Genomic DNA, 22,779 nt, shown 5'->3' on the forward strand with positions numbered 1-22,779 from the left:
TGTTCAGCGCCGATTCGAGCCGCAAAGAAGGACTCAGCCGCTCAGTAAAAACGGGCTAAAACCGTCTTTTTTGGCATTTTGGCGCTGTTGTTTTCATATTGGAATTGTGGTAAGATAATTGCAACACCGGGAAGGAGTGAAAACATGGAGACATATTTGCCTTACTTTTGGCTTGCGGTAATTATTATCGCGGCGGTTGTGGAAGGTTCCACCGCCCAGCTGGTTTCAATTTGGTTTGTAGCGGGCGGGGTGGGAGCGTTGATTGCAAACCTCTGCGGCGCTGAACTTTGGACTCAAACGGTGGTGTTTGTAGTGGTAACCGCTCTTACGCTGGTCGTTACCAGGCCGCTCGTAAAAAAGCTAATGAATTTTAAAAAGGTAGAGACCAACGTTGACCGGTATATCGGTAAGGATGGTATCGTAATTGCAGAAATCAACAACACGATAGGCGTGGGACAGGTCAATGTTCTTGGAAGTGTCTGGACCGCGCGCAGTGAAGACGGTTCGATCATTAAGATTGGTGAACATGTGCTGATAAATGCAATCGAAGGGGTTAAGCTGATTGTAACAGTACATAACGAATCAAAGGAGGATTCATAAATGGGTATTAATTTTGCAGCGATTTTTCTTGTAGCGCTTATCATTGTGGTTCTTTTCATTTTAATCAGCAATATCAAAGTGGTCCCTCAGGCTCACGTATATGTGGTTGAGCGTCTCGGCGCCTATCACAGCACCTGGACAACCGGACTTCACTTTAAAATTCCTTTCATTGACAAAATCTCAAAAAAAGTTTCTTTGAAGGAGCAGGTTATCGATTTTCCCCCACAGCCTGTTATCACCAAGGATAACGTAACAATGCAAATTGACACAGTCGTGTATTTTCAGGTTTCCGACGCAAAGCTTTATGCTTACGGTGTGGAGCGGCCGATTTCCGCAATTGAAAATCTGTCCGCCACTACCCTGAGAAATATCATCGGTGATTTGGAACTGGATCATACCTTGACTTCCCGTGATGTTATCAACACCAAAATCCGCACGATACTCGATGAAGCCACGGACGCCTGGGGCATTAAGGTCAACCGCGTGGAATTGAAGAACATTATTCCGCCGAGAGAAATTCAGGAGTCCATGGAGAAACAGATGAAAGCCGAGCGTGAACGCCGTGCGCAGATTCTGACGGCTGAGGGTGAAAAACGCAGCGCGATCCTGATTGCCGAAGGTGAAAAGGAATCTGCAATCCTGCGTGCGGATGCAGAAAAGGAAACAAAAATCCGTGAAGCACAGGGTGAAGCGCAGGCAATCATGCTGGTGCAGCAGTCTTTGGCCGACAGTATCAAGCTGTTGAACGAGGCCAATCCGGGCGACAACGTAATTGCAATCAAGAGTCTGGAAGCATTTGCTAAGGCCGCGGACGGCAAGGCAACAAAAATTATTATTCCGTCCAACATTCAATCTTTTGCGGGTCTTGCCACGTCCCTGAAGGAACTGGTGACAAATGATTCGGGAGAAACAAAATAAAGTGAGTCATACTATACAAATTATGTTACCTTAAGCTTCATTCCGCATGATAACTGTACAAAAAAATTTTTTCGTGAATACAACTATTGAATTTGTTGCTATAATCACCTACAATAATACTATTATGTGTTGTCGGAGGCGAATGCTATGACAGTATCTTCCGTTCATTGGTTTAAAGGAATCGGGATCGTTTACTGTCAAACTGCGCCAATATTCCGGATGTTATAATCTCACAGGCTGTGCCATCTGCTGGTGCAGCCTGTTTTTTATCGTCCCGGCCGACAGAAAATGATAGGAGAGTGTAATGATGGCAGATAAAAAAGTAGCGATCATCATGGGGAGTGACAGTGACTTCCCGGTAGTTTCAGCTGCTGTAAAGCGGCTGAAGATATTGGAAATCCCAATGGAAGTACATGTTATGTCTGCGCACAGAACGCCGCAGGCGGCCGCAGAATTTTCCGCATCCGCCGCTGAAAACGGATTTGGAGTAATCATTGCGGCGGCGGGCAAAGCTGCGCACTTGGCGGGGGTACTTGCCGCGCATACCGTTTTACCGGTCATTGGCATTCCGATTAAATCCTCCACTCTCGACGGACTTGATGCTCTTTTGGCAACGGTACAGATGCCGAGCGGCATCCCCGTAGCGACCGTGGCGATTGACGGGGCGGATAACGCCGCGATTCTGGCGGCTCAGATGCTGGCGCTTTCGGATGAAACGCTTGCAGCAAAGCTGCGGGCGATGAAGCAGACAATGGCTGAGGGTGTTGCGCAGAAAGATGCGGCGCTTCAGGCAAAAATTCAGGAACTGTGATAAAAATTTTGGAGGATAAGACATGAAAAGCTTTAGCGAAAGTTATAAGGCGGCCGGAGTCGATGTTACCGCCGGATATAAAGCGGTTGAGTTGATGAAAAACCATGTGGCGCGCACGAAAATTCCCGGCGTTGTTTCGGGAATCGGCGGGTTCGGCGGGCTGTTTCAGCCGGATCTTTCCGGTATGAACACCCCGTTGTTTGTCAGTGGCACAGACGGCGTGGGTACCAAATTAAAAATCGCTTTTTTAATGGACAAGCACGATACGATTGGCATTGACTGTGTTGCCATGTGTGTCAACGACGTCGTTTGCTGCGGAGCAAAACCGCTCTTTTTCCTGGATTATCTTGCGGTTGGGAAAAATTATCCCGAAAAGATCGAACAGATCGTTTCCGGCGTTGCAGACGGCTGCGTTCAGTCGGGCTGTGCGCTTGTCGGCGGGGAAACGGCGGAGATGCCCGGTTTTTATCCTGTTGATGAATATGATCTGGCGGGTTTCTCCGTGGGTATGGTAGACAGGGACCGTATGATTGACGGAAGTAAAATAGAGGCCGGCGACGTAATTATCGGCCTGCAGTCCAGCGGCGTTCATTCCAACGGCTTTTCGCTGGTACGAAAAATCTTTAATATCAGCGAAAAAAATATTAATATGCAGATCAATGAATTCGGCCATACTCTTGGAGAAGAGCTTTTGACCCCTACGAAAATATATGTGAAGCCGGTGCTGGCGCTGATGGAAAAAGTCGGCATCAAGGCAATTTCTCACATTACGGGCGGCGGATTCTTTGAAAATATTCCGCGTATGCTCAAGCCAAATACAACGGCTAAAATTGAACTGGCCTCCCTGCCGAAGCTTCCGGTATTTTCTATGATGCAAAGACAGGGGAATATCCCGGATCGTGAAATGTACAATACCTTTAATATGGGTATCGGCATGTGCATGGTCGTTCCCAAAGATCAGGCGAACACAGCGGTTGCTGAATTGAATTCCATGGGTGAACATGCCTATGTGATGGGAAGTGTGGTGACCGGCGAAGAAGGTGTCGTTTTATGCTGAATATCGCCGTTCTGGTTTCCGGCGGCGGGACAAATCTGCAGGCATTGATTGACGCTCAGCACCGAGGAGAGATCAGCGGCGGAAAGATTACCCTGGTTTTGTCCGGAAAAGCGGACGCCTTTGCGCTGCATCGTGCGGAAAAAGCAGGGATTCCCACTGAGGTCTTGCTGAGAAAAAGCTTTTCCGCGCAGGAGGAATATGACCGTTCTCTTCTGGAAATTCTGAGTCGGTACGAAATTGATCTGGTCGTGCTTGCGGGCTTTATGACCATCATCAGCAATCATGTTGTACGGCACTATGAAAACAAAATTATCAATGTCCATCCGGCTTTGATCCCCTCCTTCTGCGGCGAAGGCTTTTACGGACTGAAGGTTCATGAAGCGGCACTGGAAAAGGGAGTCAAGGTAACGGGTGCGACGGTGCACTTTGTCAACGAGGTCTGTGACGGAGGCCCGATTATTCTGCAAAAGGCGGTAGAAGTTCTGCCGGGGGATACTCCGGAAATCCTTCAGCGCAGGGTAATGGAGCAGGCGGAATGGAAACTGCTGCCCAAAGCGGTTTCCCTGTTCTGTGAAGGCAGAATTAAAGTAGCCGACGGAAGGGCAACGATTAAGGAGGACTGATTATGGAAATACAGAATATAGAAAGCAATCTGGCAGCCAATCAATATCCGGGACGCGGGATCATTCTCGGAAGAAGTGAGGACGGCCAAAACGCGGTGATCGCGTATTTTATTATGGGGCGCAGTGAAAACAGCCGCAACCGTGTGTTTGTTGAGGACGGAGAAGGAATCCGCACTCAGGCGTTTGACCCGGATAAACTGAGTGATCCTTCGCTGATTATCTATTCTCCGGTCAGAGTTTGCGGTGATACCACCATCGTGACAAACGGCGATCAAACCGACACGGTCTACGATTTTTTAAAGGTGGGAAAAACCTTTGAATCTGCGCTGCGCACACGCACGTTTGAGCCGGATGAGCCCAATTTCACACCGAGAGTTTCCGGTGTTGTAGAGAAAGATGGAAGTTACCGCCTGTCCATTCTGAAAAGCGCAAATGGGAATCCTGCTTCTGCTCAGCGCTTTTTCTACGAATACTCTTCTCCCGTCAGCGGGGAAGGACATTTTATCCATACTTACCGGGGGGACGGCAGTCCGCTTCCTTCCTTTGAAGGGGAGCCGACCCGGGTCGGTATTTCCGGTGATATTGACAGCTTTACGCAAAAGCTTTGGGAACATCTCTTCTTTGACAATAAAGTTTCTCTTTTTACCAGATTTATCAATCTGAAAACCGGACTGACAGAAACGAGAATTATCAATAAAAATCATGATTAATGGAGGGCGCTGAAATGTCAAATGAGCTTACATTAAAATATGGCTGCAACCCGAATCAGAAGCCGTCGCGCATTTTTATGCAGGATGGCGGTGATCTTCCGATTGAGGTACTCAACGGAAAGCCGGGCTACATCAATTTTCTGGATGCCTTTAACAGCTGGCAGCTTGTCAAAGAGCTGAAAGCCGCTACAGGCCTGCCTGCTGCAGCTTCATTCAAGCATGTCAGCCCTGCAGGCGCGGCGGTTGCCGGCAAGCTTTCCGATACGCTGAAAAAGATCTATTTTGTGGACGACCTTGAGCTTTCTCCGTTGGCCAGCGCTTACGCAATGGCCAGGGGCGCAGACAGAATGTCCTCCTATGGCGACTGGATTGCCCTTTCAGATATCTGCGATAAAGAAACGGCGACTTTGATCGCACGCGAGGTTTCCGACGGCGTGATTGCTCCGGGCTATACGGACAAAGCGCTGGCCATTCTGAAATCCAAGCGCAAAGGCGGCTACAACATTGTCTCGATTCAGCCGGAATACAAGCCTGCTCCTGTTGAACATAAAGATGTCTTTGGCATTACGTTTGAACAGGGAAGAAATGAAATTTTGATTGATAACAATATGCTTTCGAATGTTATTACGCAAAATAAAGAAATTCCTGAAGACGCGAAACGAGACCTGTTGATTTCCCTGATTACCCTGAAGTATACCCAGTCCAATTCCGTCTGCTACGCTAAGGGCGGACAGGTAATCGGCGTCGGCGCCGGGCAGCAGTCCCGAATCCACTGCACCCGTCTTGCCGGCAACAAAGCGGACATCTGGTATCTGCGGCAGCATCCGAAGGTGCTTGGCCTGAAATTCAAAGAGGGAATCCGACGTCCTGACCGTGACAACACAATCGACGTCTATATTTCCGACGATTGCATGGACGTATTGGCGGACGGAATATGGGAGAACTTCTTTGCGGAAAAACCGGAACCGCTTACCCGTGAAGAAAAACGTGCCTGGCTGGATACCATGACAGACGTCGCACTGGGTTCGGATGCCTTCTTCCCGTTCGGGGACAATATTGAACGTGCTCATAAAAGCGGCGTAAAATATATCGCCCAGCCCGGCGGCTCTATCCGGGACGACAATGTCATTGATACCTGCAACAAATACGGAATCGCCATGGCCTTTACCGGCATGAGACTGTTCCACCATTAATCAATGTAGGAGCGGATAAAAATGAAGATACTGGTCATCGGCGGGGGAGGCCGCGAGCATACCATTGTGCGGAAAATTAAAGAAAGTCCGAGAGTGGAAAAGGTTTATTGCGCTCCCGGCAACGGCGGAATTTCGCGTGACGCTGAGTGTGTGGATATTTCCGTAACAGATATAGATGGAGTAGTTCGGTTTGCGGCGGAGCATCAGATTGATCTGGTTTTTGTCGCCCCGGACGATCCGCTTGCCGCCGGGATGGTGGACGCGCTGGAATCGGCGGGGATCCGTGCGTTTGGCCCGCGTGCCAACGCGGCCGTCATTGAAAGCAGCAAGGTGTTCGCAAAGGATTTGATGAAGAAATATCATATTCCCACCGCGGGATATGAAGTGTTTGACGAACCGCACAAAGCATTGCAATATATTCGGGAAAACAATCAATATCCCATCGTCATCAAAGCGGATGGTCTGGCGCTTGGGAAAGGTGTAATCATTGCCGCTGATTATGCGGAAGCTCACGACGCGGTAAAATCCATTATGGAAGATAAGGTGTTTGGGTCCTCCGGCAACCGGGTGGTTGTGGAAGAATTTATCACCGGGCCGGAAGTTTCGGTACTGGCGTTCACGGATGGAAAGTCCCTGAAACCGATGGTTTCCTCAAAAGACCACAAGCGTGCGCTGGATGGAGATAAGGGCCTGAATACCGGCGGAATGGGTACCATCAGCCCGAATCCGTACTATTCCGAAGAGATGGCACAGCTGTGTATGAAAACCATCTTTCTGCCCACCGTTGAGGCAATGAACAAAGAGGGCAGAACATTTAAGGGATGCCTGTACTTCGGCCTGATGCTTACAAAAGACGGGCCGAAGGTGATTGAATATAATTCCCGTTTTGGCGATCCAGAAACACAGGTAGTGCTGCCCCGGCTGAAAACCGATTTCGTAGACATTTTGGAGGCAGTCGTGGAGGAACGTCTGGAGTCCCAAACGATCGAGTGGAGTCAGGACGCCTGTGCCTGTGTCGTGATGGCTTCCGGCGGTTATCCCGGAAAATACGCCAAAGGGATTGAAATCAGCGGCCTTGATGATTTTGGTCAGGTAGAGGGCGCCACCGTTTATCACGCGGGAACACTGTACCGGGATCATCGGTTTTACACCAACGGCGGTCGGGTACTGGGTGTTACCGCATTAGGCGGTACTCTGGACGAGGCGCTCAAAAAAGCTTACGCAAGTGTAGAGAAGATCAATTTTGAAGGAGCCCATTACCGGTCTGATATTGGAAAATAAAGAAGCATAACAAAAAAGGCGATACGGAATTTTCCGTATCGCCTTTCAATTATATGCCTTATTCTGCGAGTGCCCTTGTTAACCAGGCATCTGCTATATCCATAGCCAGATAAAGTCCATTTTTCTCACTGGACTTTACGATCTGTTTGCGTGAGCGGATATTCTGATCCGTATACATCAGTTGTACGGTAACCCGGTCGGCAACATCAATATCCTGAACTTTCTTTTTACTTTTGATTTCGAGCTTTACAACATATTTATCCTGCATGCTTCCGTAATAAATCACATCACCGGAGCGCACCAACGGCTTTCCCTTGTAGGTAGGAAATTGGGGTGTGCTTTCGTCTAAATCATTCATTCGTATGTCGTCCTCCTTCTGTTCAATTCATAAGTGCTTCTGTAGCAGTGCGTGATTTACTCACCTAAATAAGATTTCAACAAGACCTGCAGCAACTCATCGCGGTCGATTCTGCGAATCAGACTGCGGGCATTATTGTGTGTCGTAATATAAGTCGGATCCTCGGAAAGAATGTAACCGACAATTTGGCTGATGGGATTGTATCCTTTTTCTTTCAAAGCATCATATACCAAGGTGAGTGTTTTTCTAATATCCTCTTCACGGTCGGTGCCAAGTGAAAAGGTCATTGTTTTATCAAGCATGGAAACACCTCCGATACTGACATCATACAACATACATCCAATAATTTCAAGAACTAATTTGTGAACAGAAGCTTACGAACGTAAAATAGCACCGGCCTTTTCAAGCTCTTTCATAATTTTTTTCATCGTGGCGGCAATGCGTTCATCCGTCAGCGTACTGTCGCCGGAGCGCAGAATAATGCTGAAGGCAACACTCTTTTTGGTGGAATCGATTTGTTCTCCTTTATACACGTCAAAGAGCTTAATCTTCTCCAGCAGGTTTCCAGCTCCCCGCACAATTGCCTTTTCAAGAGTCAGTACTGGCGTACTGTCCTCACACAGAAGGGCAAGGTCACGGGTTACAGCGGGGAATTTCGGCAGAGGAGTATACGTTTTTTCGGTTTTTGCGTATTCGTACATCATATCCACATCCAGCGAGAAGCAGTATACTCGGTCGCTGATGCCATAGTTTTCAGCAACCTTGGGGTGAATCTCTCCGATGATTCCCAGGCGATTTCCCTCAATGCTCAGTACGGCACAGCGTCCCGGATGATAGCTTGTTTCTTCGAAAGCAGCTTCAATTTCCCAGCCGTATACGCAAAGTTTTTCCAAAATCTGCTCTGCCATTCCTTTTACGGTAAAGTAATCTGACTGATTGCCGTACATTCCAACGATTAGCTTCGTTTTTTCAATCGGAAGCTTATCCTCGCTGGTTGGAAGATACTCGCTGGCAAGTTCAAACAGGCATGCGTCCGCGTTGCGGTTATTGTAGTTGCGGGAGAGTACTTCCAGCATAGAGGGCAGGGCGGTCGTGCGCATAATGCTGGTGTCTTCGCCAAGCGGATTGGAAATGGTGATGGATTTGCGCAGCGGTGAGTTGGCCGGCATTAGGATTTTATCGTAATATTTGGGACTGATAAAAGAATAAGTCATGATTTCACTGGCGCCCAGCGCAAGCATGGTGTCGTTGATCGTGTGCTCGAATTTCTGTCTCTCGGAATACTTGCCCTGCGCGCCGCCGCCCAGCGCGGTACCCGGAATCCTGTTGTAACCGTAAAATCTTGCGATTTCTTCGGCAATATCGGCTTTGTGCTGCAAATCGGGGCGGAAAGTCGGTACCAGGATATCGTCTCCGTCAAATTCACATTCCAGCTTGCTTAATATCGCTTTCATCTCGTCTGCAGACAGCTGAATGTCAAGGAAGCGGTTGATCCACTCCGCGTCCAGCTGGATTCTTCTACGTTCCTTGCTGGAATGGTCGTCCACTATTTTATCATCCAGCACGTCGCCCGCGTCCAGCAGTTCCACCAGTTCACAGGCGCGTTCCAGCGCGGGAAGGCAGTTGTTGGGATCCAGCCCTTTTTCGTAGCGGGAGGACGCGTCGGTTCTCATTCCCTGGTCTCTGGCAGTTGTGCGGACGGATGCACCGTTAAAGCAGGCTGACTCAAACACGATGGTGGTGGTGTCGTCAACAATCCCGCTGTATTCGCCGCCCATGACCCCGGCAATGGCTATCGGCTTGTTTGCATCTGCTATGACCAGATTTTTTACAGTCAGCTTATGCTCCACGCCGTCCAGTGTGGTGATGCTTTCGCCGTCCTTTGCACGGCGCACGCGGATTTTGCCTTCCTCAATAAAACGAAGGTCAAAAGAGTGCATCGGCTGGCCGTATTCGAGCATGACATAGTTTGTAATATCAACGATATTGTTGATTGGGCGCACGCCCATGGCACGCAGTCTCTCACGCATCCAGCGCGGAGAAGGTTTTACGCGGACATTTTTTACAATGCGAGCGGAGTAAATGGAGCACAGATCCGGAGCTTCCACTTTTACGTCCAGCATGTCTGCGCAGGAACCGTGTCCCGCTTTTACCGCCGGGGCGTGTACGCTGAAAGACTTGTGGAAGGTTGCGGCAGCCTCGCGGGCAAGACCGATGACAGAAAAACAGTCCGGCCTGTTTGACGTAATTTCAAATTCCACCTTGGTATCGTCAAATCCGATTGCTTTGCAGATGGGCTCACCCAGAGCGCACTGTTCCTGTATCACAAAGATTCCGTCTTCAATTGCATAGGGGAAATCATGCTTGGTCAGACCAAGTTCACTGAGGGAACAGAGCATACCGTTGCTTTCCACACCGCGCAGCTTGCCCTTTTTGATTTTTTTGCCGCCGGGCAGAAGGGAATTGTCCATCGCGACCGGCACGATATCGCCGACCTTTAAATTCTGCGCCCCTGTTACAATTTGAACCGGTTCACCGGAGCCCGTGTCGATTTGCGTAATCCACATATGGTCGGAGTCCGGATGCTTTTCCAGCGAAAGCACCTTCCCGACAATCACGTTGTTAATTTCGCTGCCTTCCGTCTCCCAGCCTTCCACTTTTGAGCCGCTCATGGTCATTGCTTCTGTGAAATCGCGCATCGGCATATCGTCAAGTGTTACAAATTCTTTTAACCATCTCATTGAAAGATTCATTCTTCTGCGTCCCCCTTAAAATTGCTTCAGGAATCTTACGTCGTTTTCATAAAACAGGCGTAAGTCGTCAATGTTGTATTTTCTCATTACAACACGTTCAAGGCCCATACCCAGCGCAAAGCCGCTGTAGATTTCCGGGTCAATGCCGCAGTTGGAAAGTACCTTGGGGTGTACCATTCCACAGCCGAGAATTTCAATCCAGCCCTCGCCCTTGCAAAGGCGGCAGCCTTCCCCGTGGCAGTTAAAGCACTGCACGTCAACTTCGGCGGAAGGTTCGGTAAAGGGGAAGTGATGGGGGCGGAACCGTACTACGGAATCCTCGCCGTACATTCGTTTTACAAAAGTTTCGAGGGTACCCTTTAAGTCTGCAAAGGTAATTCCCTTGTCAACTACAAGTCCTTCAATCTGGTGGAATAAAGGGGAGTGCGTGGCATCAACCGCGTCCGAACGGTAAACTCTGCCGGGGGAAATAATACGGATCGGCGGTTTTTGCTTTTCCATAACGCGTACCTGAACCGGGGAGGTCTGCGTGCGGAGCAGAATATTGTCATTAATATAAAAAGTATCCTGAGTGTCTCTTGCGGGGTGGTCTTTCGGAATATTCAGCGCCTCAAAGTTATAATAGTCGTATTCGACTTCCGGCCCTTCAACAATCTCAAAGCCCATACCGACAAAGATTTCCTTGATAGCGTCCAATTCAATGCTCAGCGGATGCTTTGCGCCAAGCTCCCGGCGAACACCCGGAAGCGTAACATCAATTTTCTCTTTTTCCAGTCTCTTTAGTGTTTCTTCTTCTTTTAATTCCGCGGCGCGTTTGACCAGATCCGCTTCAATGAAGGCTCGGACTTCATTGGCCAGCTGACCGATTTTGGGGCGCTCTTCCGCAGAGAGACCGCCCATCTGCTTTAAAATGGAGGTCAGTTCACCCTTTTTGCCTAAATATTTAATACGCAGATTTTCAAGTATCTGCTGTCCTTTCGCCTCATCCAATTCGCGCATCGCTTTTTCGCGGATTGCTTCCAGCTCCTGCTTCATCGCGTTATCATCCTTTCTATTATTGAACATGAATCACAATAAAAAACGCCTCCGTCCCGGAAAGGGACGAAGACGAAAACTCCGTGGTACCACCCTAATTGATTACTCTTTACGGCCTTTAACGAAGCCAGCCGTCGCAGCCTACTGAACGTTCAGCCGCGCCACTCCAAAGGGAACTTCGCCTTTTAAGCCTACAGGCACGCTTTCAGCCGTGACATGCCCTCTCTGAATAAGCTTGGGAAAAGGGTACTTCCTTTATCATCGTGTTAACACTACATAATATATCACCTTATAAAGCTAATTGCAAGCAGGTTTTTCTTAATTGTAAGAAAGGCTTTTTTACGGGCAGGTTCCTGTTGAATTTCGAATAATCAGTTCCGGCTTCAGCAAAAGCTTACTAATGCTAACTCCACCGATCAGTTCGTCCAGCATCATAAAAGCGCTTTTCCCAATGGCAACTCTGTCCTGACGGATTGTAGTCAGAGTTGGTGTCAGGTGCTGAGCAATGGGAAGATCATCAAAACCAATCACGCTCATGTCCAGCGGAACGCATTTTCCCAGCCGGTTCAGTTCGGCAATCACTCCGGAAGCGATGAGGTCGCTCGCGCAGACAATTGCGGTTGCACCGTTTTTGATAAAGGAGCCTACATAGTCTTTTGCACATTCCGGTACATAATAACCATTGGCAATTAAATTGGGATTGACTTTCAGCGAATAGTGTTCCATGCTTTGGGTAAAAGCCTGATAGCGTTCATTTGTTACCAGACTGTTTTTGGAACCGTTCAGCAGAGCGATGTTTTTATGACCGTATTCGTAAAGATGTTTTACCGCTAAGTCAATGCCGTTATAGCCGTCTGTGCCTACATAGCCAACGTGCTTATTGGGAATGTAGTTGTCCAGCAAAACTGTTGGAACCGAAGTCTTACAAAGCTGATTGATATAATTGTCATGAAGGGCAAATCCGAGTAAAAAAGAACCGCTGTACCCGTGTTTCAGCATGTAAGAGTCATATTTTTCCTGCGTTTGCATGTTCAGGTTTGTGGGAATGACCGTTACGTCGCAATGATGTCTGGCGGCACTTAGCTTAAACCCAACAACAATTTCATAGCCAAATTGGTCGATGTTATCATATTCCATGGTTTCGACAAGAATGCAGACTTTGCGTTTGCCCGGTTTCTGTACTTTTTTTGAAGCGTATCCCATCTCTACTGCGGTATCCAGAACTAACTGGCGTGTTTTCTCGCTGATATCATTGGCTCCGTTCAACCCTTTTGATACGGTACTGACAGCAATTCCAAGTTTATCTGCAATATCTTTAATCGTAGCCATTGAAATCCCTCTTTTCCTGTTCAACCACAGTATATACTTTGCCCAAGCAATATTTCAAGACTTATTTTTATTTATATGAAATATAAGGAAACAATTTTTAAATTATTAACAAGAAAAATTAAAGCCTTTATTATAAAAATACGAAAATAAACGAAATATTTATTTTTGATAAAAGAAAACTCATAAAAATTTTCTTGTATCATCTTACCGTTATGTACATTTTGACTTCAGTCATTGCATAAATATCCTCAAATATTATAATTAAAAATATAAAATACTTACATATAACTTCATTTTTACTTATTGACATTCAGAAAATCCTTTGCTATCATAATGTCATATTTTCGTGATTTTTCGTAACGAGGTGGATAAATTTGCCAGTTAGAAATCAACTTGTCCGCGGCGCTGGGGTCTTGCTGCCAATTAGCAGTTTGCCCTCCAATTACGGAATTGGGACATTTGGCAGTCAGGCATTTCGATTCATTGATTTTCTGAAAAATGCCGGGCAAAAATACTGGCAGGTGCTTCCCATCGGACCTACAAGTTACGGTGACAGCCCCTATCAGTCTTTTTCCGCTTTTGCGGGGAATCCGTACTTTATTGACCTGGATATTCTGATAGAAGAGGGACTTTTGACCGCTGATGAAGTATGCTCTGTTTCCTGGGGTGTCAGGGACGAAAATGTGGACTACGCCGCGTTGTTTCAGTCAAGACTTTTCATTCTGAAAAAAGCTTTTTTCAGAAGCAGACATATGGACACAGCTGAATACACAAATTTTTGCTCAGAAAATGCGTATTGGCTGGATGATTACTGTTTATTTATGTCCCTGAAAAATCAATTTGATAATCAACCGTGGAGCCTATGGCCGGAAGACATACGCTTTCACCGTTTCTCTTCTATCTGTTGCTATTCTGAAAAACTGAGCTCAGACATTGATTTCTGGAAATTTTGTCAGTATAAGTTTTTCGAGCAGTGGAACAGGGTCAAGACTTACGCCAACCGGCTCGGAATACAAATCATTGGTGATGTTCCGATCTATGTAGCCCTTGACAGCGCGGACGTTTGGGGAAACAGCGAGCTTTTTCAGCTGGACGCCCAACGGAGGCCGACCAAGGTTGCCGGGGTGCCTCCAGATCTTTTTTCCAAGGAAGGGCAGCTTTGGGGAAATCCGCTGTATGACTGGGATGCCATGGAGCACAGCGGGTTTGATTGGTGGAAGAAGCGAATGGGCTTTTCCACCAAAATATATGATAGGATCCGAATTGACCATTTTATCGGTATTGTTCGCTATTATGTGATTCCGGCGGAAGAAACAACAGCGGTAAACGGCTGTTGGCAGCCCGGACCGGGGAGAAAGCTGACGGACGCAATCAATGCTTCCGTTGGAACTGGGAAAATCATAGCCGAAGACTTGGGTGAAGTTGTTCCTGAGGTGAAAAAGCTTCTGGAGAAAAACGGGTATCCGGGCATGAAGGTTCTGCAGTTTGCTTTTGACGGAAATCCGGCTAATCCGCATCTTCCTATGAATTATATACGCAATACGGTTGTTTACGCAGGAACACATGATAATGAGACGCAGGTAGGGTATTTCAACAAACTGCCTGCAAAAAAAATCAGATATGCAAAAGAGTATCTGAATGTGAAAAGAAGAAAGGATTTGCCCGGGGCGGTTCTTCGCGCCGCCTACGCCAGCGTTGCCGATACGGTGATTTTTCAGGCACAGGATATCTTGTTTCTTCCGGCGGAAGCAAGGATGAATTATCCATCAACGGTTGGCACCAACTGGAGATGGAGACTAAAAAAAGGTCAACTTACCGATGAGATTTCCAAAGAACTCTGTGACTTGGCAAGAATATATGGAAGATAGGTTCCTTACTTAAAGGAGTAGATAGAATGAACACATTTAAGAGTGATGTAATGACTCTTTTGGAATTGGAAAGCGGTAAAACAATTCATCAGGCAGATGTTTTTGAGCTTTATCACGCTGTTTCCAAAGCGGCGATGAAACAGGTAAAGTCCAAGTGGGAAGCGCCGCAAGTGAGTAAAAAGGCGTGCTATTTTTCCGCTGAATTTTTAACAGGCAGGCTCATTTACAGCAATTTGCAGAATTTAGGCCTGATGAACCAGCTGTCTGAGCTATTTCATGAAAATAATATTGATGTTGCAATTTTTGAGGATATTGAAGACGCTGCACTGGGTAATGGCGGCCTTGGAAGATTGGCTGCCTGTTTTCTGGACTCTGCGGCTACTCAGGGAATCACTCTGAACGGTTATGGCATCCGTTATAAATACGGCCTATTCAAGCAGTATTTTGAAAATGGATTTCAGAAAGAAGCCGTAGATGACTGGCAGCAGTTCGGCGACCCTTGGTCACAGCGAAATGAAGGAGAGAAAGTAACGGTTAAATTTAAAAATCAAACTGTTTATGCAGTTCCCTACGATACTCCGGTAATTGGGTATGGTGCAAAAACAGTGAATACCCTTCGCCTGTGGCAGGCAGAACCGCTTGTCCCTTTCGATTTTCAGCTTTTTAACGACCAGAAATTTGAGCTGGCTGTCCGGGAACGGGATGATGCGGAAGCAATCTCCAGTGTCTTGTACCCGAATGACACGGCGGATAAAGGAAAAAAGCTTCGTTTAAAACAGCAGTATTTTTTTACAAGCGCTTCCCTTCAGGATATTATTAGAACCTACAAAAGAAGATACGGAAACGATTTTACTCATTTTTCAGCAGAATACGCAATTCAGCTGAATGATACTCATCCGGTGGTTTCTATTCCTGAGTTTATCCGCCTTCTTGTTTCAGAAGAGGGAATATCGTTTGGGAAAGCGCTGAAAATCGCCAGACAGACCTTTGCTTATACCAATCATACGATTATGGCGGAAGCACTTGAAAAATGGGACGCAAAACTATTTAAAAGCGTGATCCCCAATGTTTACCGATATGTGGTTATGATCCAGAAAGCGCTGCTGAAGGAGCTTTCCGGTATGGGGATTACGGGCAGCGACCAAAAACCTTATTTGATTATTGATGAAAATTCGGTCGTACATATGGCACGGCTGGCTGTGTTTGCCACTCATTCCGTAAACGGAGTAGCAGAAATTCATACCGAAATTTTGAAAAAATCTGTATTGAAAGAGTGGTATCGGATTTATCCGAAACGCTTTAATAATAAAACCAACGGAATTACCCAGCGACGCTGGATGGCGCTGTCCAATATGGAACTTTCCGGCTTTATTACCGATAAAATCGGAAGCGGATGGGTTACGGATCTTGAAAAGCTTAGAAATCTGGAGCGTTACAAGGACGACAAAAATGTAATTTGCCAATTTGCGCATATTAAACAGATCAAAAAGCAGCAGCTTTCCGACTATATGGAAAAGCATGACGGAATCAGGCTGAATCCGGAATTCATCTTTGATGTTCAGGTGAAGCGGCTGCATGAGTATAAGCGCCAACTCTTAAACGCACTTTCTATCGTTGATATTTATTTCGGCCTGAAAAACGGAAGAATCCAGAATTATCATCCAACGGTTTTCCTGTTTGGCGGAAAGGCTGCACCGGGGTATTTGAGGGCGAAAGGGGTTATTAAATTTATCAATGAAATTGCCAACATGGTAAACAATGACCCGGAAGTAAATCAACAGATGAAAGTTGTTTTCGTTTCAAACTACAATGTTTCCTATGCGGAGAAGATTATGCCGGCCGCTGATATTTCAGAACAGATCTCCACAGCGGGCACGGAAGCCTCCGGTACAGGAAATATGAAGCTGATGCTTAACGGCGCCGTTACGCTTGGCACACTGGACGGAGCCAATGTAGAAATTATCCGTCAGGCTGGGGAAGAAAACAATTATATTTTCGGGGCGCGCGTGGAAACACTGGAAATGATCGCAGATTCCTACAACCCCCGGGAAATTTACGAACAAAATGAGCGGGTGCGTGCGGCTGTGGATACTTTAGTCAACGGAATGCTTGACGACGGCGGTACCGGAATGTTCCGGGAACTGTATCATTCCCTGCTCGATGGAGCCAGTTGGCATAGACCGGACAATTATTTTGTTCTGTATGACTTTATTTCTTACTGCGATACCAGGCTTCAGGCTATTTCGGACTACAGCGACCGATTGGCTTTTTCCCGCAAATGTTTTCTAAACACAGCCGGGGCCGGAAAATTTTCGAGTGACCGGACAGTCAGAGAGTACGCGATACAAATCTGGGGAATGTAAGAAAGAATCGTTCGGCAGTTTTCTCTCTGTGGAGCACAATCCCTTGTAAAGCAGGAACCGATATGTTACAATATTCAATAAATCAACATTCGGTTGGAGAGATTGAAAATGGATATCTTTGTCGAACAGATTATCAAAAAGAAAATGAGTAAAACCGATATTCTAGTTTTTATCGGAGTACTTTTGGTCAACTTTTTAATCATTGCGCTTTTAGCGGTGTACATACCCATGATTTTACTGCCTGCTCTGGTCGGTATATTTGCTTTGGATTATTATCTGATTTCCTCGCGCAGTCTGGAATACGAGTACAGCGTGACAAACAGCGATCTAACGATTGACAAGATCATTAACCGCCGGAACCGGAAAAAGGTAATTTCCATAGATGCGCACGATATTGAATCACTGGGAAAATACCGAAGGGAAGACCACGCGAAGCAGTCCTACTCGGCGAAGTTCACCGCTTCCAGATGCGAAAGCGGCAAAGACGCTTGGTGTATTGTTGCCAGGCATGCCCAGAAGGGGAATGTTCTGGTGCTGTTCAGCCCAAATGAGAAAATTTTGGCCGCGATGAAACCATATCTTTCAAGGCAGGTAGCAGTCAATGCTTTTGGCAGGAATTGATTTAGTTGAAATAAAAAGAATAAAACATTCCATGAAAAATCCGCGCTTTTTACTGAGGATACTCGGCCCTGCTGAGTACACTCAGCTTGAATTGCGCGGATTTCCTGTTCAGAGCGTTGCCGCCAGCTTCAGTGCCAAAGAGGCGTTTTCCAAAGCGGTCGGAACTGGAGTGCGCGGATTTTGGCTCAGTGAAGTGGAACTTTTAAGAGAAGAAAACGGTAAGCCGTATCTTAAATTGAGCGGCAGCGCGCTTAAAATTGTAAAGGATAGAAAAATCTCACTTCAGGTAAGCGTAACTCATACCAAAGAATACGCCTCAGCGGTGGTAATAGGGGAGGAATCGGGCAATGAAGGTGTTGGACTGTAAACAGAGCAGGGAACTTGAACAGAGTGCTGTTGATTCCGGAATCAGCTATCTGGAGCTGATGGAAAACGCCGGAGCCGCAGCAGTTCGTTTTCTGCGCAAAAAATTCAGCTTATCCGGCCGAAAAGTAGTGATCCTCTGCGGCAAAGGGAATAACGGCGGGGACGGTTTCGTTGCTGCGAGGAAACTATCCGAATTAGGCGTGGCGGTTATGGTGGTAATCGCGGATGGCCTTCCGCACACGGATCTTGCGAAAACGGTATTTTCCCGCCTCAAGGACACGTCCGTTAAAATATTGGACGGTGCAGAGAACGGCGAACGCGTGGAAGCCGCTGTTTCTTCTGCCGATTTTATTATGGATGCGATTTACGGGACAGGATTTCACGGTTGTGCTCCCGACCATATGCTGCCTCTGTTTCATGCGGTGCAAAATTCTGCCGCGGTTGTTGTTTCACTGGACATTCCCAGCGGTGCGAACTGCGATTCCGGCGCAGTTGACGGGGAGTGCATCAATGCAGACTATACAATCACTTTTTCCACCCTGAAAAACGGACACCTGATTTACCCGGCGAAGAAATACTGCGGTCAGGTAGCCGTTGCCCCCATCGGTATTGATGCAAATCTCATCAGCAGCCAAAAGTCTTCGCTTGAGCTGACAGAGCTTTCACAGGCACAGTCTCTGATGAAGCCGCGGGACCCGCTCAGCAATAAAGGAACATACGGCCGCCTGCTGTGTATTTGCGGCAGCGAGGGAATGGCAGGGGCGGCGGTCATGAGTGCGAAAGCGGCGGTAAGGTGCGGCGCTGGTATTGTGGATGTGGCGCTGCCCCGTACCATTTATCCGATTGTTGCTTCACAGATTGTGGAGCCAGTCCATACTCTGCTAGACTATTTGCCCGACGGGACAATGCTTTCCGACAGCCGGTCGGCACTGCAAAAAGCGCTGCAAAAAGCGAAGGTGTGCCTGATTGGATGCGGGTTGGGGTGCGGGAAGGAAACGGCGCGGATAGTCTGCGAAATTGTTTCTGATTCAAAGGTGCCTCTTATCATTGACGCGGATGGCATAAACGTTCTGGCTGAGAATATAAATATATTAAAAACAGTCCGTGTTCCTGTTGTTCTTACCCCGCATCCCGGCGAAATGGCGCGTCTGATGAAGACCACCGTTGAAGATGTGCAAGCCCATCGTTTTGAATATGCGCGCAGCTTTGCGGCACAATACAATGTCATTCTGGTACTGAAAGGGGCAGGAACATTGATTGCGGAGCCAAACGGAATGGTACATCTCAATCCCACGGGAAATGCCGGAATGGCTAAGGGAGGAAGCGGGGATGTTCTTGCGGGAATGCTTGCATCCTTCATCGCACAGGGAAACGACCCAGTGGCGGCGGCGGTCGGCGCGGTCTATCTTCACGGTGAAGCGGGAGACCGCTGTGCCAGAAGGTTTTCCCAGTATGCCATGCTGCCCACCGACATGATTGAAATGCTTCCGGGACTGTTTTTGGAGCTTGAGCGGTAAAACCGTATTTTTTGTGCGGGAGTGAAAAGCGATGCGCCGGACAGTCTTATGCCTGTTTTCTGTTTTTATGATTTTCTCTTTTTTTGCCTGCGCGGCGCAGGAAATTCAGGCGGAAGATCTTGTATTTTGTTTTCACTGTAATGCAGATATTAATTACGACGGTGAAAAAATACAATGTGCTTTCAGCCGTGACGCTCCCGGGCGGGCCAGTGTGCAGTTTCTTTCCGGGAATCTGAACGGTCTTACCTATGATTGGAGCGGGGAAAACTTTTCCATTTCCTACAGCGGAATTTCGGCGAAAAGCGAGGAGTGCGTTTTACCGGATACCTCTTTTGCGGTCATTCTACTGCAGATTTTGGACTACTCGGAGAAAAGCGAAACTCTTGTAAAAACACACGGTGACGAAGTTTCCGGTTCCATGAACGGTGTTGATTTTACAATGACGGCCGATAGAACCACGGGGCAAATTCAAACCATTTGCGTTCCCCAGAGGAATTTAGAGGTTCAGCTGCATGATTTTACACAGTAAGGGTGTAACGAATGTTACACCCTTTTTTCTTTTGAATTTTATGTCAACCCCTGCCTCTAAATAATATTATGTGTTAGGGACTGCTTGCGAATAAATCGTTTTGACAATGTCAACAATATTTGCAGACCCTATACCATAAATTATTCGGAGTGTGAAAAATGTGAACATTAGAAGAGGCGATATTTATTATGCCGACCTGAGCCCGGTTGTTGGTTCGGAGCAGGGCGGTGTCCGGCCTGTGCTGATTGTTCAGAATGACGTTGGAAACCGGTTCAGTCCGACCGTGATTGCCGCGGCAATTACAAGCCAGCGTGCAAAGGCAAATCTTCCAACGCATATTATGCTCAATGCCCAGACCACCGGACTTGCAAAAGATTCTGTTGTTCTGCTGGAGCAGGTTCGCACAATTGATAAACACAGACTGAAAGAGCGCATGGGGCGCCTTGATAATATGTCAATGACACAGGTCAATCAGGCTTTATCTATCAGTTTTGGCCTTGACCGTGACGAAGAGGAACGTGAGGCTACATAGAGTTGCCTGAAATCAATAAAAATATGTATATTTCAATCGGCAGTGAAAATAATAAAAAAAAAGAAAAGGAAGTGCTTTCATTGCCATTAACAGAAAAGGAGTTATCCGCCATTGAAGATCAGCTCAGCGGAGAAAAGCTTCTAATTACTAAGTTCAAAGCCTATTCACAGATGTGTTCAGATTCCGAAATCAAACAAAAATGCGACACAATTGCATCTCAGCATCAGGCACATTACGATAAGCTTCTGAGCTTTTTGAATTAAGGAGTGAGAAAAATGAATAATTCACAGACGAACAATTCACAAATGCAGGACAAAGAAATTCTTGAGGATGTTCTGACCTCTCAAAAAGCTGTTACCGGCGCTTATAACAATTTTGCAAATGAATGTGCGACTCCGAATGTCAGAGATGAGTTTATGAGAATTCTCACAGAGGAGCATCAGATTCAGGCCGATGTTTTCGATACAATGAAACAGCGCGGCTGGTACCCGACCCCTACAGCGGAGCAGCAGAAAATTCAACAGGCCAAGCAAAAATTTCAAAATGCAAATCAACAGTAAAGCACAACGCCGGTTCTTGTGAGAACCGGCGTTTTTATTGTAAACTTACAATTTTAATTCTGCATCGAATACAATTTATGACACAATGTTTAACCGTGCACCGCTATAATTATTTTTAGCGCAGGGAGGGATCTCTTTGAAGCAGACAATTTACATAGATGTATTAGTCGGAATCAACTTATTTATCAATTATTTTTTACTGCTTGCCGTTTCAAAATTTCTTTCGCTGCCGGTAAAACGTCCCAGAATGGTTGCCGCCGCGGCATTGGGAGCGGCAGCGTCACTTTCTATTCTGTTGCCCGAGGCCAACACTTTTTTGTGCTTTGCATTTAAGCTGGCGGTGTCGGGACTGATTGTTTTATCGGCGTATCCCTATTATGGATTAAAGCAGTTTTTAAGGGAATTGGCTGCATTTTATATTATGAGCTTTGCCTTTGCGGGATTCATGCTTGCACTATGGTATTTTATTTCTCCGCAGGGATTGATTATCAAGAATTCAGTAGTCTATTTTAACGTGTCTCCGCTTCTTTTGATCGTTTTGACGGTAATATGCTATTTTATCATACGCCTGATACACCGGATTACGGGCAGGCAGGCCCCGGAGAATCTTTTCTGCCGGATTCAGATTGATTTTAATGGAAAATCTGTTTCCTGCGCGGCAAAGGTGGACACTGGGAACACGTTGACCGAACCGTTTTCCAACGCTCCGGTTGCCGTTGTCTGTGAGGAGTGCTTAGAAGGCATCATACCGCAGCAGGATAGCGGCAAGATAAGGCTGGTGCCGTTTCAGGCGGTGTCCGGCGGGGGACTTCTCCCGGCATTCAAGCCGGATAAGCTGACCGTGATGAATGGAAACAATAAAATCGAAGTTCATGAGGTATACATAGCGGTAACCAAATCGAAATTTGGAGCGTTCAGCGCGCTCTTAAATCCGGATTTACTGCAAAAAACGCCAGCCTAAATTTGGCCGTAGGCAGGCGCGTTTCTCAGCCGCGGCGGCAGCGGCAAAAGGGAAAGAGTGAAAATGGGAATGAACAAACTGATAAGGGAACTGGGAAATAAGCTGTCATTACTATGGCTGCGATTCGGTCTAAACGGGCAGATACACTATATAAACGGGCCAGAGACTCTTCCTCCGCCGCTGACGAAGAAAGAAGAGGAAAAGGTGATGATGAACATTCTGAACAATGTTCCTAATGCGCGGGAGCCGCTTATCACCCACAATCTCAGGCTCGTTGTGTACATTGCCAAAAAGTTTGAATCCAGCAGTGCCGGCGTGGAGGATTTGATCTCAATTGGAACGATCGGACTGATTAAGGCAGTAAACACCTTCTGTCCCGAACGCAACATTAAGCTTGCAACCTACGCATCGCGCTGTATTGAAAACGAGATTCTGATGTACCTTCGAAAAAGTTCCCAGTTAAAAAACGAGGTTTCCATTGACGATCCCCTGAATGTTGACTGGGATGGAAACGAGCTTTTACTTTCCGATATTCTGGGCAGTGACCAGGATACCGTGAACCGCAATATTGAACAGGAGGTAGAGCGGAATCTTTTGCTGACCGCTGTCTCTCATCTTGCTCCGCGGGAGCGGGAGATTATGCAGCTTCGCTTCGGTCTGAACAATACTAAAGAGCATACACAGAAGGAAGTAGCCGACACTCTTGGTATTTCACAATCATACATATCGCGTCTGGAAAAACGGATTATTGAAAGACTAAAAAAAGATCTGGAGCGCGTTAGCTGAGAAAGGGG

24 protein-coding genes and 1 other annotated feature are annotated in these 22,779 nt (G+C 46.9%); of the genes, 19 read left to right on the top strand and 5 right to left on the bottom strand.

What is annotated here, in order from left to right:
• Positions 1-144: 144 nt before the first annotated feature.
• The 8 genes from J5W02_RS12820 to purD all read left to right on the top strand — a co-directional run bounded on the left by J5W02_RS12820 (position 145) and on the right by purD (position 7,193).
• A complete protein-coding gene (locus tag J5W02_RS12820) occupies positions 145-600 on the top strand; it encodes an NfeD family protein (protein WP_219966086.1) in 456 nt (151 codons plus the stop codon).
• Positions 601-1,518 carry an SPFH domain-containing protein gene (locus J5W02_RS12825; protein ID WP_219966087.1) on the top strand — a complete coding sequence of 306 codons (918 nt, stop codon included), beginning with the start codon at positions 601-603 and terminating at the stop codon, positions 1,516-1,518.
• 304 nt (positions 1,519-1,822) lie between these two features.
• A complete protein-coding gene (purE, locus tag J5W02_RS12830) occupies positions 1,823-2,329 on the top strand; it encodes a 5-(carboxyamino)imidazole ribonucleotide mutase (RefSeq protein WP_219966088.1) in 507 nt (168 codons plus the stop codon).
• A gap of 22 nt (positions 2,330-2,351) precedes the next feature.
• A complete protein-coding gene (gene purM / locus J5W02_RS12835) occupies positions 2,352-3,386 on the top strand; it encodes a phosphoribosylformylglycinamidine cyclo-ligase (RefSeq protein ID WP_219966089.1) in 1,035 nt (344 codons plus the stop codon).
• Positions 3,380-4,009 carry a phosphoribosylglycinamide formyltransferase gene (purN, locus tag J5W02_RS12840; RefSeq protein WP_219966090.1) on the top strand — a complete coding sequence of 210 codons (630 nt, stop codon included), beginning with the start codon at positions 3,380-3,382 and terminating at the stop codon, positions 4,007-4,009. The genes purM and purN overlap by 7 nt, the downstream gene beginning before the upstream one ends.
• Positions 4,010-4,011: 2 nt before the next feature.
• A complete protein-coding gene (locus tag J5W02_RS12845) occupies positions 4,012-4,719 on the top strand; it encodes an IMP cyclohydrolase (RefSeq protein ID WP_219966091.1) in 708 nt (235 codons plus the stop codon).
• A gap of 14 nt (positions 4,720-4,733) precedes the next feature.
• Positions 4,734-5,912 carry a phosphoribosylaminoimidazolecarboxamide formyltransferase gene (locus tag J5W02_RS12850; protein ID WP_219966092.1) on the top strand — a complete coding sequence of 393 codons (1,179 nt, stop codon included), beginning with the start codon at positions 4,734-4,736 and terminating at the stop codon, positions 5,910-5,912.
• A 21-nt stretch (positions 5,913-5,933) separates the two neighbouring features.
• Positions 5,934-7,193, top strand: a complete 1,260-nt coding sequence (gene purD, locus J5W02_RS12855) for a phosphoribosylamine--glycine ligase (RefSeq protein WP_219966093.1) — start codon at positions 5,934-5,936, stop codon at positions 7,191-7,193.
• Between the two features lie 58 nt (positions 7,194-7,251).
• On the opposite strand, the gene J5W02_RS12860 is transcribed toward purD, so the two are convergent.
• From J5W02_RS12860 to J5W02_RS12880, 5 genes are all read right to left on the bottom strand, one after another.
• Positions 7,252-7,551 (bottom strand): hypothetical protein, encoded by a 300-nt coding sequence (locus tag J5W02_RS12860; RefSeq protein WP_219966094.1) that lies wholly within the window; start codon positions 7,549-7,551, stop codon positions 7,252-7,254.
• A gap of 56 nt (positions 7,552-7,607) precedes the next feature.
• On the bottom strand, positions 7,608-7,853 hold the full coding sequence (locus J5W02_RS12865) for an IreB family regulatory phosphoprotein (RefSeq protein WP_219966095.1): 246 nt from the start codon (positions 7,851-7,853) through the stop codon (positions 7,608-7,610).
• Between the two features lie 72 nt (positions 7,854-7,925).
• Positions 7,926-10,304: a phenylalanine--tRNA ligase subunit beta gene (gene pheT, locus J5W02_RS12870; RefSeq protein WP_219966096.1), complete on the bottom strand. Its 2,379-nt coding sequence runs from the start codon at positions 10,302-10,304 to the stop codon at positions 7,926-7,928.
• A 15-nt stretch (positions 10,305-10,319) separates the two neighbouring features.
• Positions 10,320-11,339, bottom strand: a complete 1,020-nt coding sequence (gene pheS / locus J5W02_RS12875) for a phenylalanine--tRNA ligase subunit alpha (RefSeq protein ID WP_219966176.1) — start codon at positions 11,337-11,339, stop codon at positions 10,320-10,322.
• A gap of 59 nt (positions 11,340-11,398) precedes the next feature.
• Positions 11,399-11,610 (bottom strand) — a binding site (T-box leader).
• Positions 11,611-11,678: 68 nt separating this feature from the next.
• Complete coding sequence (locus J5W02_RS12880) at positions 11,679-12,668, bottom strand: LacI family DNA-binding transcriptional regulator (protein WP_219966097.1); 990 nt, start codon at positions 12,666-12,668, stop codon at positions 11,679-11,681.
• Between the two features lie 374 nt (positions 12,669-13,042).
• Between J5W02_RS12880 and malQ the strand changes: the two genes are divergently transcribed.
• The 11 genes from malQ (at position 13,043) to sigE (ending at position 22,771) form a co-directional block, all read left to right on the top strand.
• The gene (malQ, locus tag J5W02_RS12885; protein WP_219966098.1) at positions 13,043-14,536 is read left to right on the top strand and encodes a 4-alpha-glucanotransferase; all 1,494 of its coding nucleotides are present in this window, start codon (positions 13,043-13,045) and stop codon (positions 14,534-14,536) included.
• A 26-nt stretch (positions 14,537-14,562) separates the two neighbouring features.
• Positions 14,563-16,899 (top strand): glycogen/starch/alpha-glucan phosphorylase, encoded by a 2,337-nt coding sequence (locus J5W02_RS12890; protein ID WP_219966099.1) that lies wholly within the window; start codon positions 14,563-14,565, stop codon positions 16,897-16,899.
• Between the two features lie 108 nt (positions 16,900-17,007).
• The gene (locus J5W02_RS12895) at positions 17,008-17,520 is read left to right on the top strand and encodes a DUF6106 family protein (RefSeq protein WP_219966100.1); all 513 of its coding nucleotides are present in this window, start codon (positions 17,008-17,010) and stop codon (positions 17,518-17,520) included.
• Positions 17,521-17,551: 31 nt separating this feature from the next.
• A complete protein-coding gene (gene acpS / locus J5W02_RS12900; RefSeq protein WP_255575751.1) occupies positions 17,552-17,887 on the top strand; it encodes a holo-ACP synthase in 336 nt (111 codons plus the stop codon).
• Positions 17,868-19,403 carry an NAD(P)H-hydrate dehydratase gene (locus J5W02_RS12905; RefSeq protein WP_219966102.1) on the top strand — a complete coding sequence of 512 codons (1,536 nt, stop codon included), beginning with the start codon at positions 17,868-17,870 and terminating at the stop codon, positions 19,401-19,403. The genes acpS and J5W02_RS12905 overlap by 20 nt, the downstream gene beginning before the upstream one ends.
• 67 nt (positions 19,404-19,470) lie before the next feature.
• The gene (locus J5W02_RS12910) at positions 19,471-19,932 is read left to right on the top strand and encodes a hypothetical protein (protein WP_219966103.1); all 462 of its coding nucleotides are present in this window, start codon (positions 19,471-19,473) and stop codon (positions 19,930-19,932) included.
• A gap of 160 nt (positions 19,933-20,092) precedes the next feature.
• Positions 20,093-20,464, top strand: a complete 372-nt coding sequence (locus J5W02_RS12915) for a type II toxin-antitoxin system PemK/MazF family toxin (RefSeq protein WP_219966104.1) — start codon at positions 20,093-20,095, stop codon at positions 20,462-20,464.
• 2 nt (positions 20,465-20,466) lie between these two features.
• Positions 20,467-20,727: a hypothetical protein gene (locus J5W02_RS12920; protein WP_255575752.1), complete on the top strand. Its 261-nt coding sequence runs from the start codon at positions 20,467-20,469 to the stop codon at positions 20,725-20,727.
• Positions 20,728-20,739: 12 nt separating this feature from the next.
• Positions 20,740-21,024 carry a spore coat protein gene (locus J5W02_RS12925; RefSeq protein WP_219966105.1) on the top strand — a complete coding sequence of 95 codons (285 nt, stop codon included), beginning with the start codon at positions 20,740-20,742 and terminating at the stop codon, positions 21,022-21,024.
• A 136-nt stretch (positions 21,025-21,160) separates the two neighbouring features.
• Positions 21,161-21,985 (top strand): sigma-E processing peptidase SpoIIGA, encoded by an 825-nt coding sequence (locus J5W02_RS12930; RefSeq protein WP_219966106.1) that lies wholly within the window; start codon positions 21,161-21,163, stop codon positions 21,983-21,985.
• A 69-nt stretch (positions 21,986-22,054) separates the two neighbouring features.
• The gene (gene sigE / locus J5W02_RS12935) at positions 22,055-22,771 is read left to right on the top strand and encodes an RNA polymerase sporulation sigma factor SigE (RefSeq protein WP_219966107.1); all 717 of its coding nucleotides are present in this window, start codon (positions 22,055-22,057) and stop codon (positions 22,769-22,771) included.
• Positions 22,772-22,779 lie beyond the last annotated feature (8 nt).

It is taken from the genome of Caproiciproducens faecalis, assembly GCF_019448085.1.
Classification (GTDB): domain Bacteria; phylum Bacillota; class Clostridia; order Oscillospirales; family Acutalibacteraceae; genus Caproiciproducens; species Caproiciproducens faecalis.

What these genes read in the sequence shown, in the direction of transcription:
- sigE (WP_219966107.1), top strand. Translation starts at nt 22,055, where the DNA reads ATGAACAAACTGATAAGGGAACTGGGAAATAAGCTGTCATTACTATGG.
- purD (WP_219966093.1), top strand. Translation starts at nt 5,934, where the DNA reads ATGAAGATACTGGTCATCGGCGGGGGAGGCCGCGAGCATACCATTGTG.
- purM (WP_219966089.1), top strand. Translation starts at nt 2,352, where the DNA reads ATGAAAAGCTTTAGCGAAAGTTATAAGGCGGCCGGAGTCGATGTTACC.
- J5W02_RS12925 (WP_219966105.1), top strand. Translation starts at nt 20,740, where the DNA reads ATGAATAATTCACAGACGAACAATTCACAAATGCAGGACAAAGAAATT.
- J5W02_RS12890 (WP_219966099.1), top strand. Translation starts at nt 14,563, where the DNA reads ATGAACACATTTAAGAGTGATGTAATGACTCTTTTGGAATTGGAAAGC.
- pheS (WP_219966176.1), bottom strand. Translation starts at nt 11,339, where the DNA reads ATGAAGCAGGAGCTGGAAGCAATCCGCGAAAAAGCGATGCGCGAATTG.
- J5W02_RS12820 (WP_219966086.1), top strand. Translation starts at nt 145, where the DNA reads ATGGAGACATATTTGCCTTACTTTTGGCTTGCGGTAATTATTATCGCG.
- J5W02_RS12895 (WP_219966100.1), top strand. Translation starts at nt 17,008, where the DNA reads ATGGATATCTTTGTCGAACAGATTATCAAAAAGAAAATGAGTAAAACC.
- J5W02_RS12845 (WP_219966091.1), top strand. Translation starts at nt 4,012, where the DNA reads ATGGAAATACAGAATATAGAAAGCAATCTGGCAGCCAATCAATATCCG.
- acpS (WP_255575751.1), top strand. Translation starts at nt 17,552, where the DNA reads ATGAAAAATCCGCGCTTTTTACTGAGGATACTCGGCCCTGCTGAGTAC.
- J5W02_RS12825 (WP_219966087.1), top strand. Translation starts at nt 601, where the DNA reads ATGGGTATTAATTTTGCAGCGATTTTTCTTGTAGCGCTTATCATTGTG.
- J5W02_RS12860 (WP_219966094.1), bottom strand. Translation starts at nt 7,551, where the DNA reads ATGAATGATTTAGACGAAAGCACACCCCAATTTCCTACCTACAAGGGA.
- J5W02_RS12880 (WP_219966097.1), bottom strand. Translation starts at nt 12,668, where the DNA reads ATGGCTACGATTAAAGATATTGCAGATAAACTTGGAATTGCTGTCAGT.
- J5W02_RS12910 (WP_219966103.1), top strand. Translation starts at nt 19,471, where the DNA reads ATGATTTTCTCTTTTTTTGCCTGCGCGGCGCAGGAAATTCAGGCGGAA.
- J5W02_RS12865 (WP_219966095.1), bottom strand. Translation starts at nt 7,853, where the DNA reads ATGCTTGATAAAACAATGACCTTTTCACTTGGCACCGACCGTGAAGAG.
- pheT (WP_219966096.1), bottom strand. Translation starts at nt 10,304, where the DNA reads ATGAATCTTTCAATGAGATGGTTAAAAGAATTTGTAACACTTGACGAT.
- purE (WP_219966088.1), top strand. Translation starts at nt 1,823, where the DNA reads ATGATGGCAGATAAAAAAGTAGCGATCATCATGGGGAGTGACAGTGAC.
- purN (WP_219966090.1), top strand. Translation starts at nt 3,380, where the DNA reads ATGCTGAATATCGCCGTTCTGGTTTCCGGCGGCGGGACAAATCTGCAG.
- J5W02_RS12850 (WP_219966092.1), top strand. Translation starts at nt 4,734, where the DNA reads ATGTCAAATGAGCTTACATTAAAATATGGCTGCAACCCGAATCAGAAG.
- J5W02_RS12905 (WP_219966102.1), top strand. Translation starts at nt 17,868, where the DNA reads ATGAAGGTGTTGGACTGTAAACAGAGCAGGGAACTTGAACAGAGTGCT.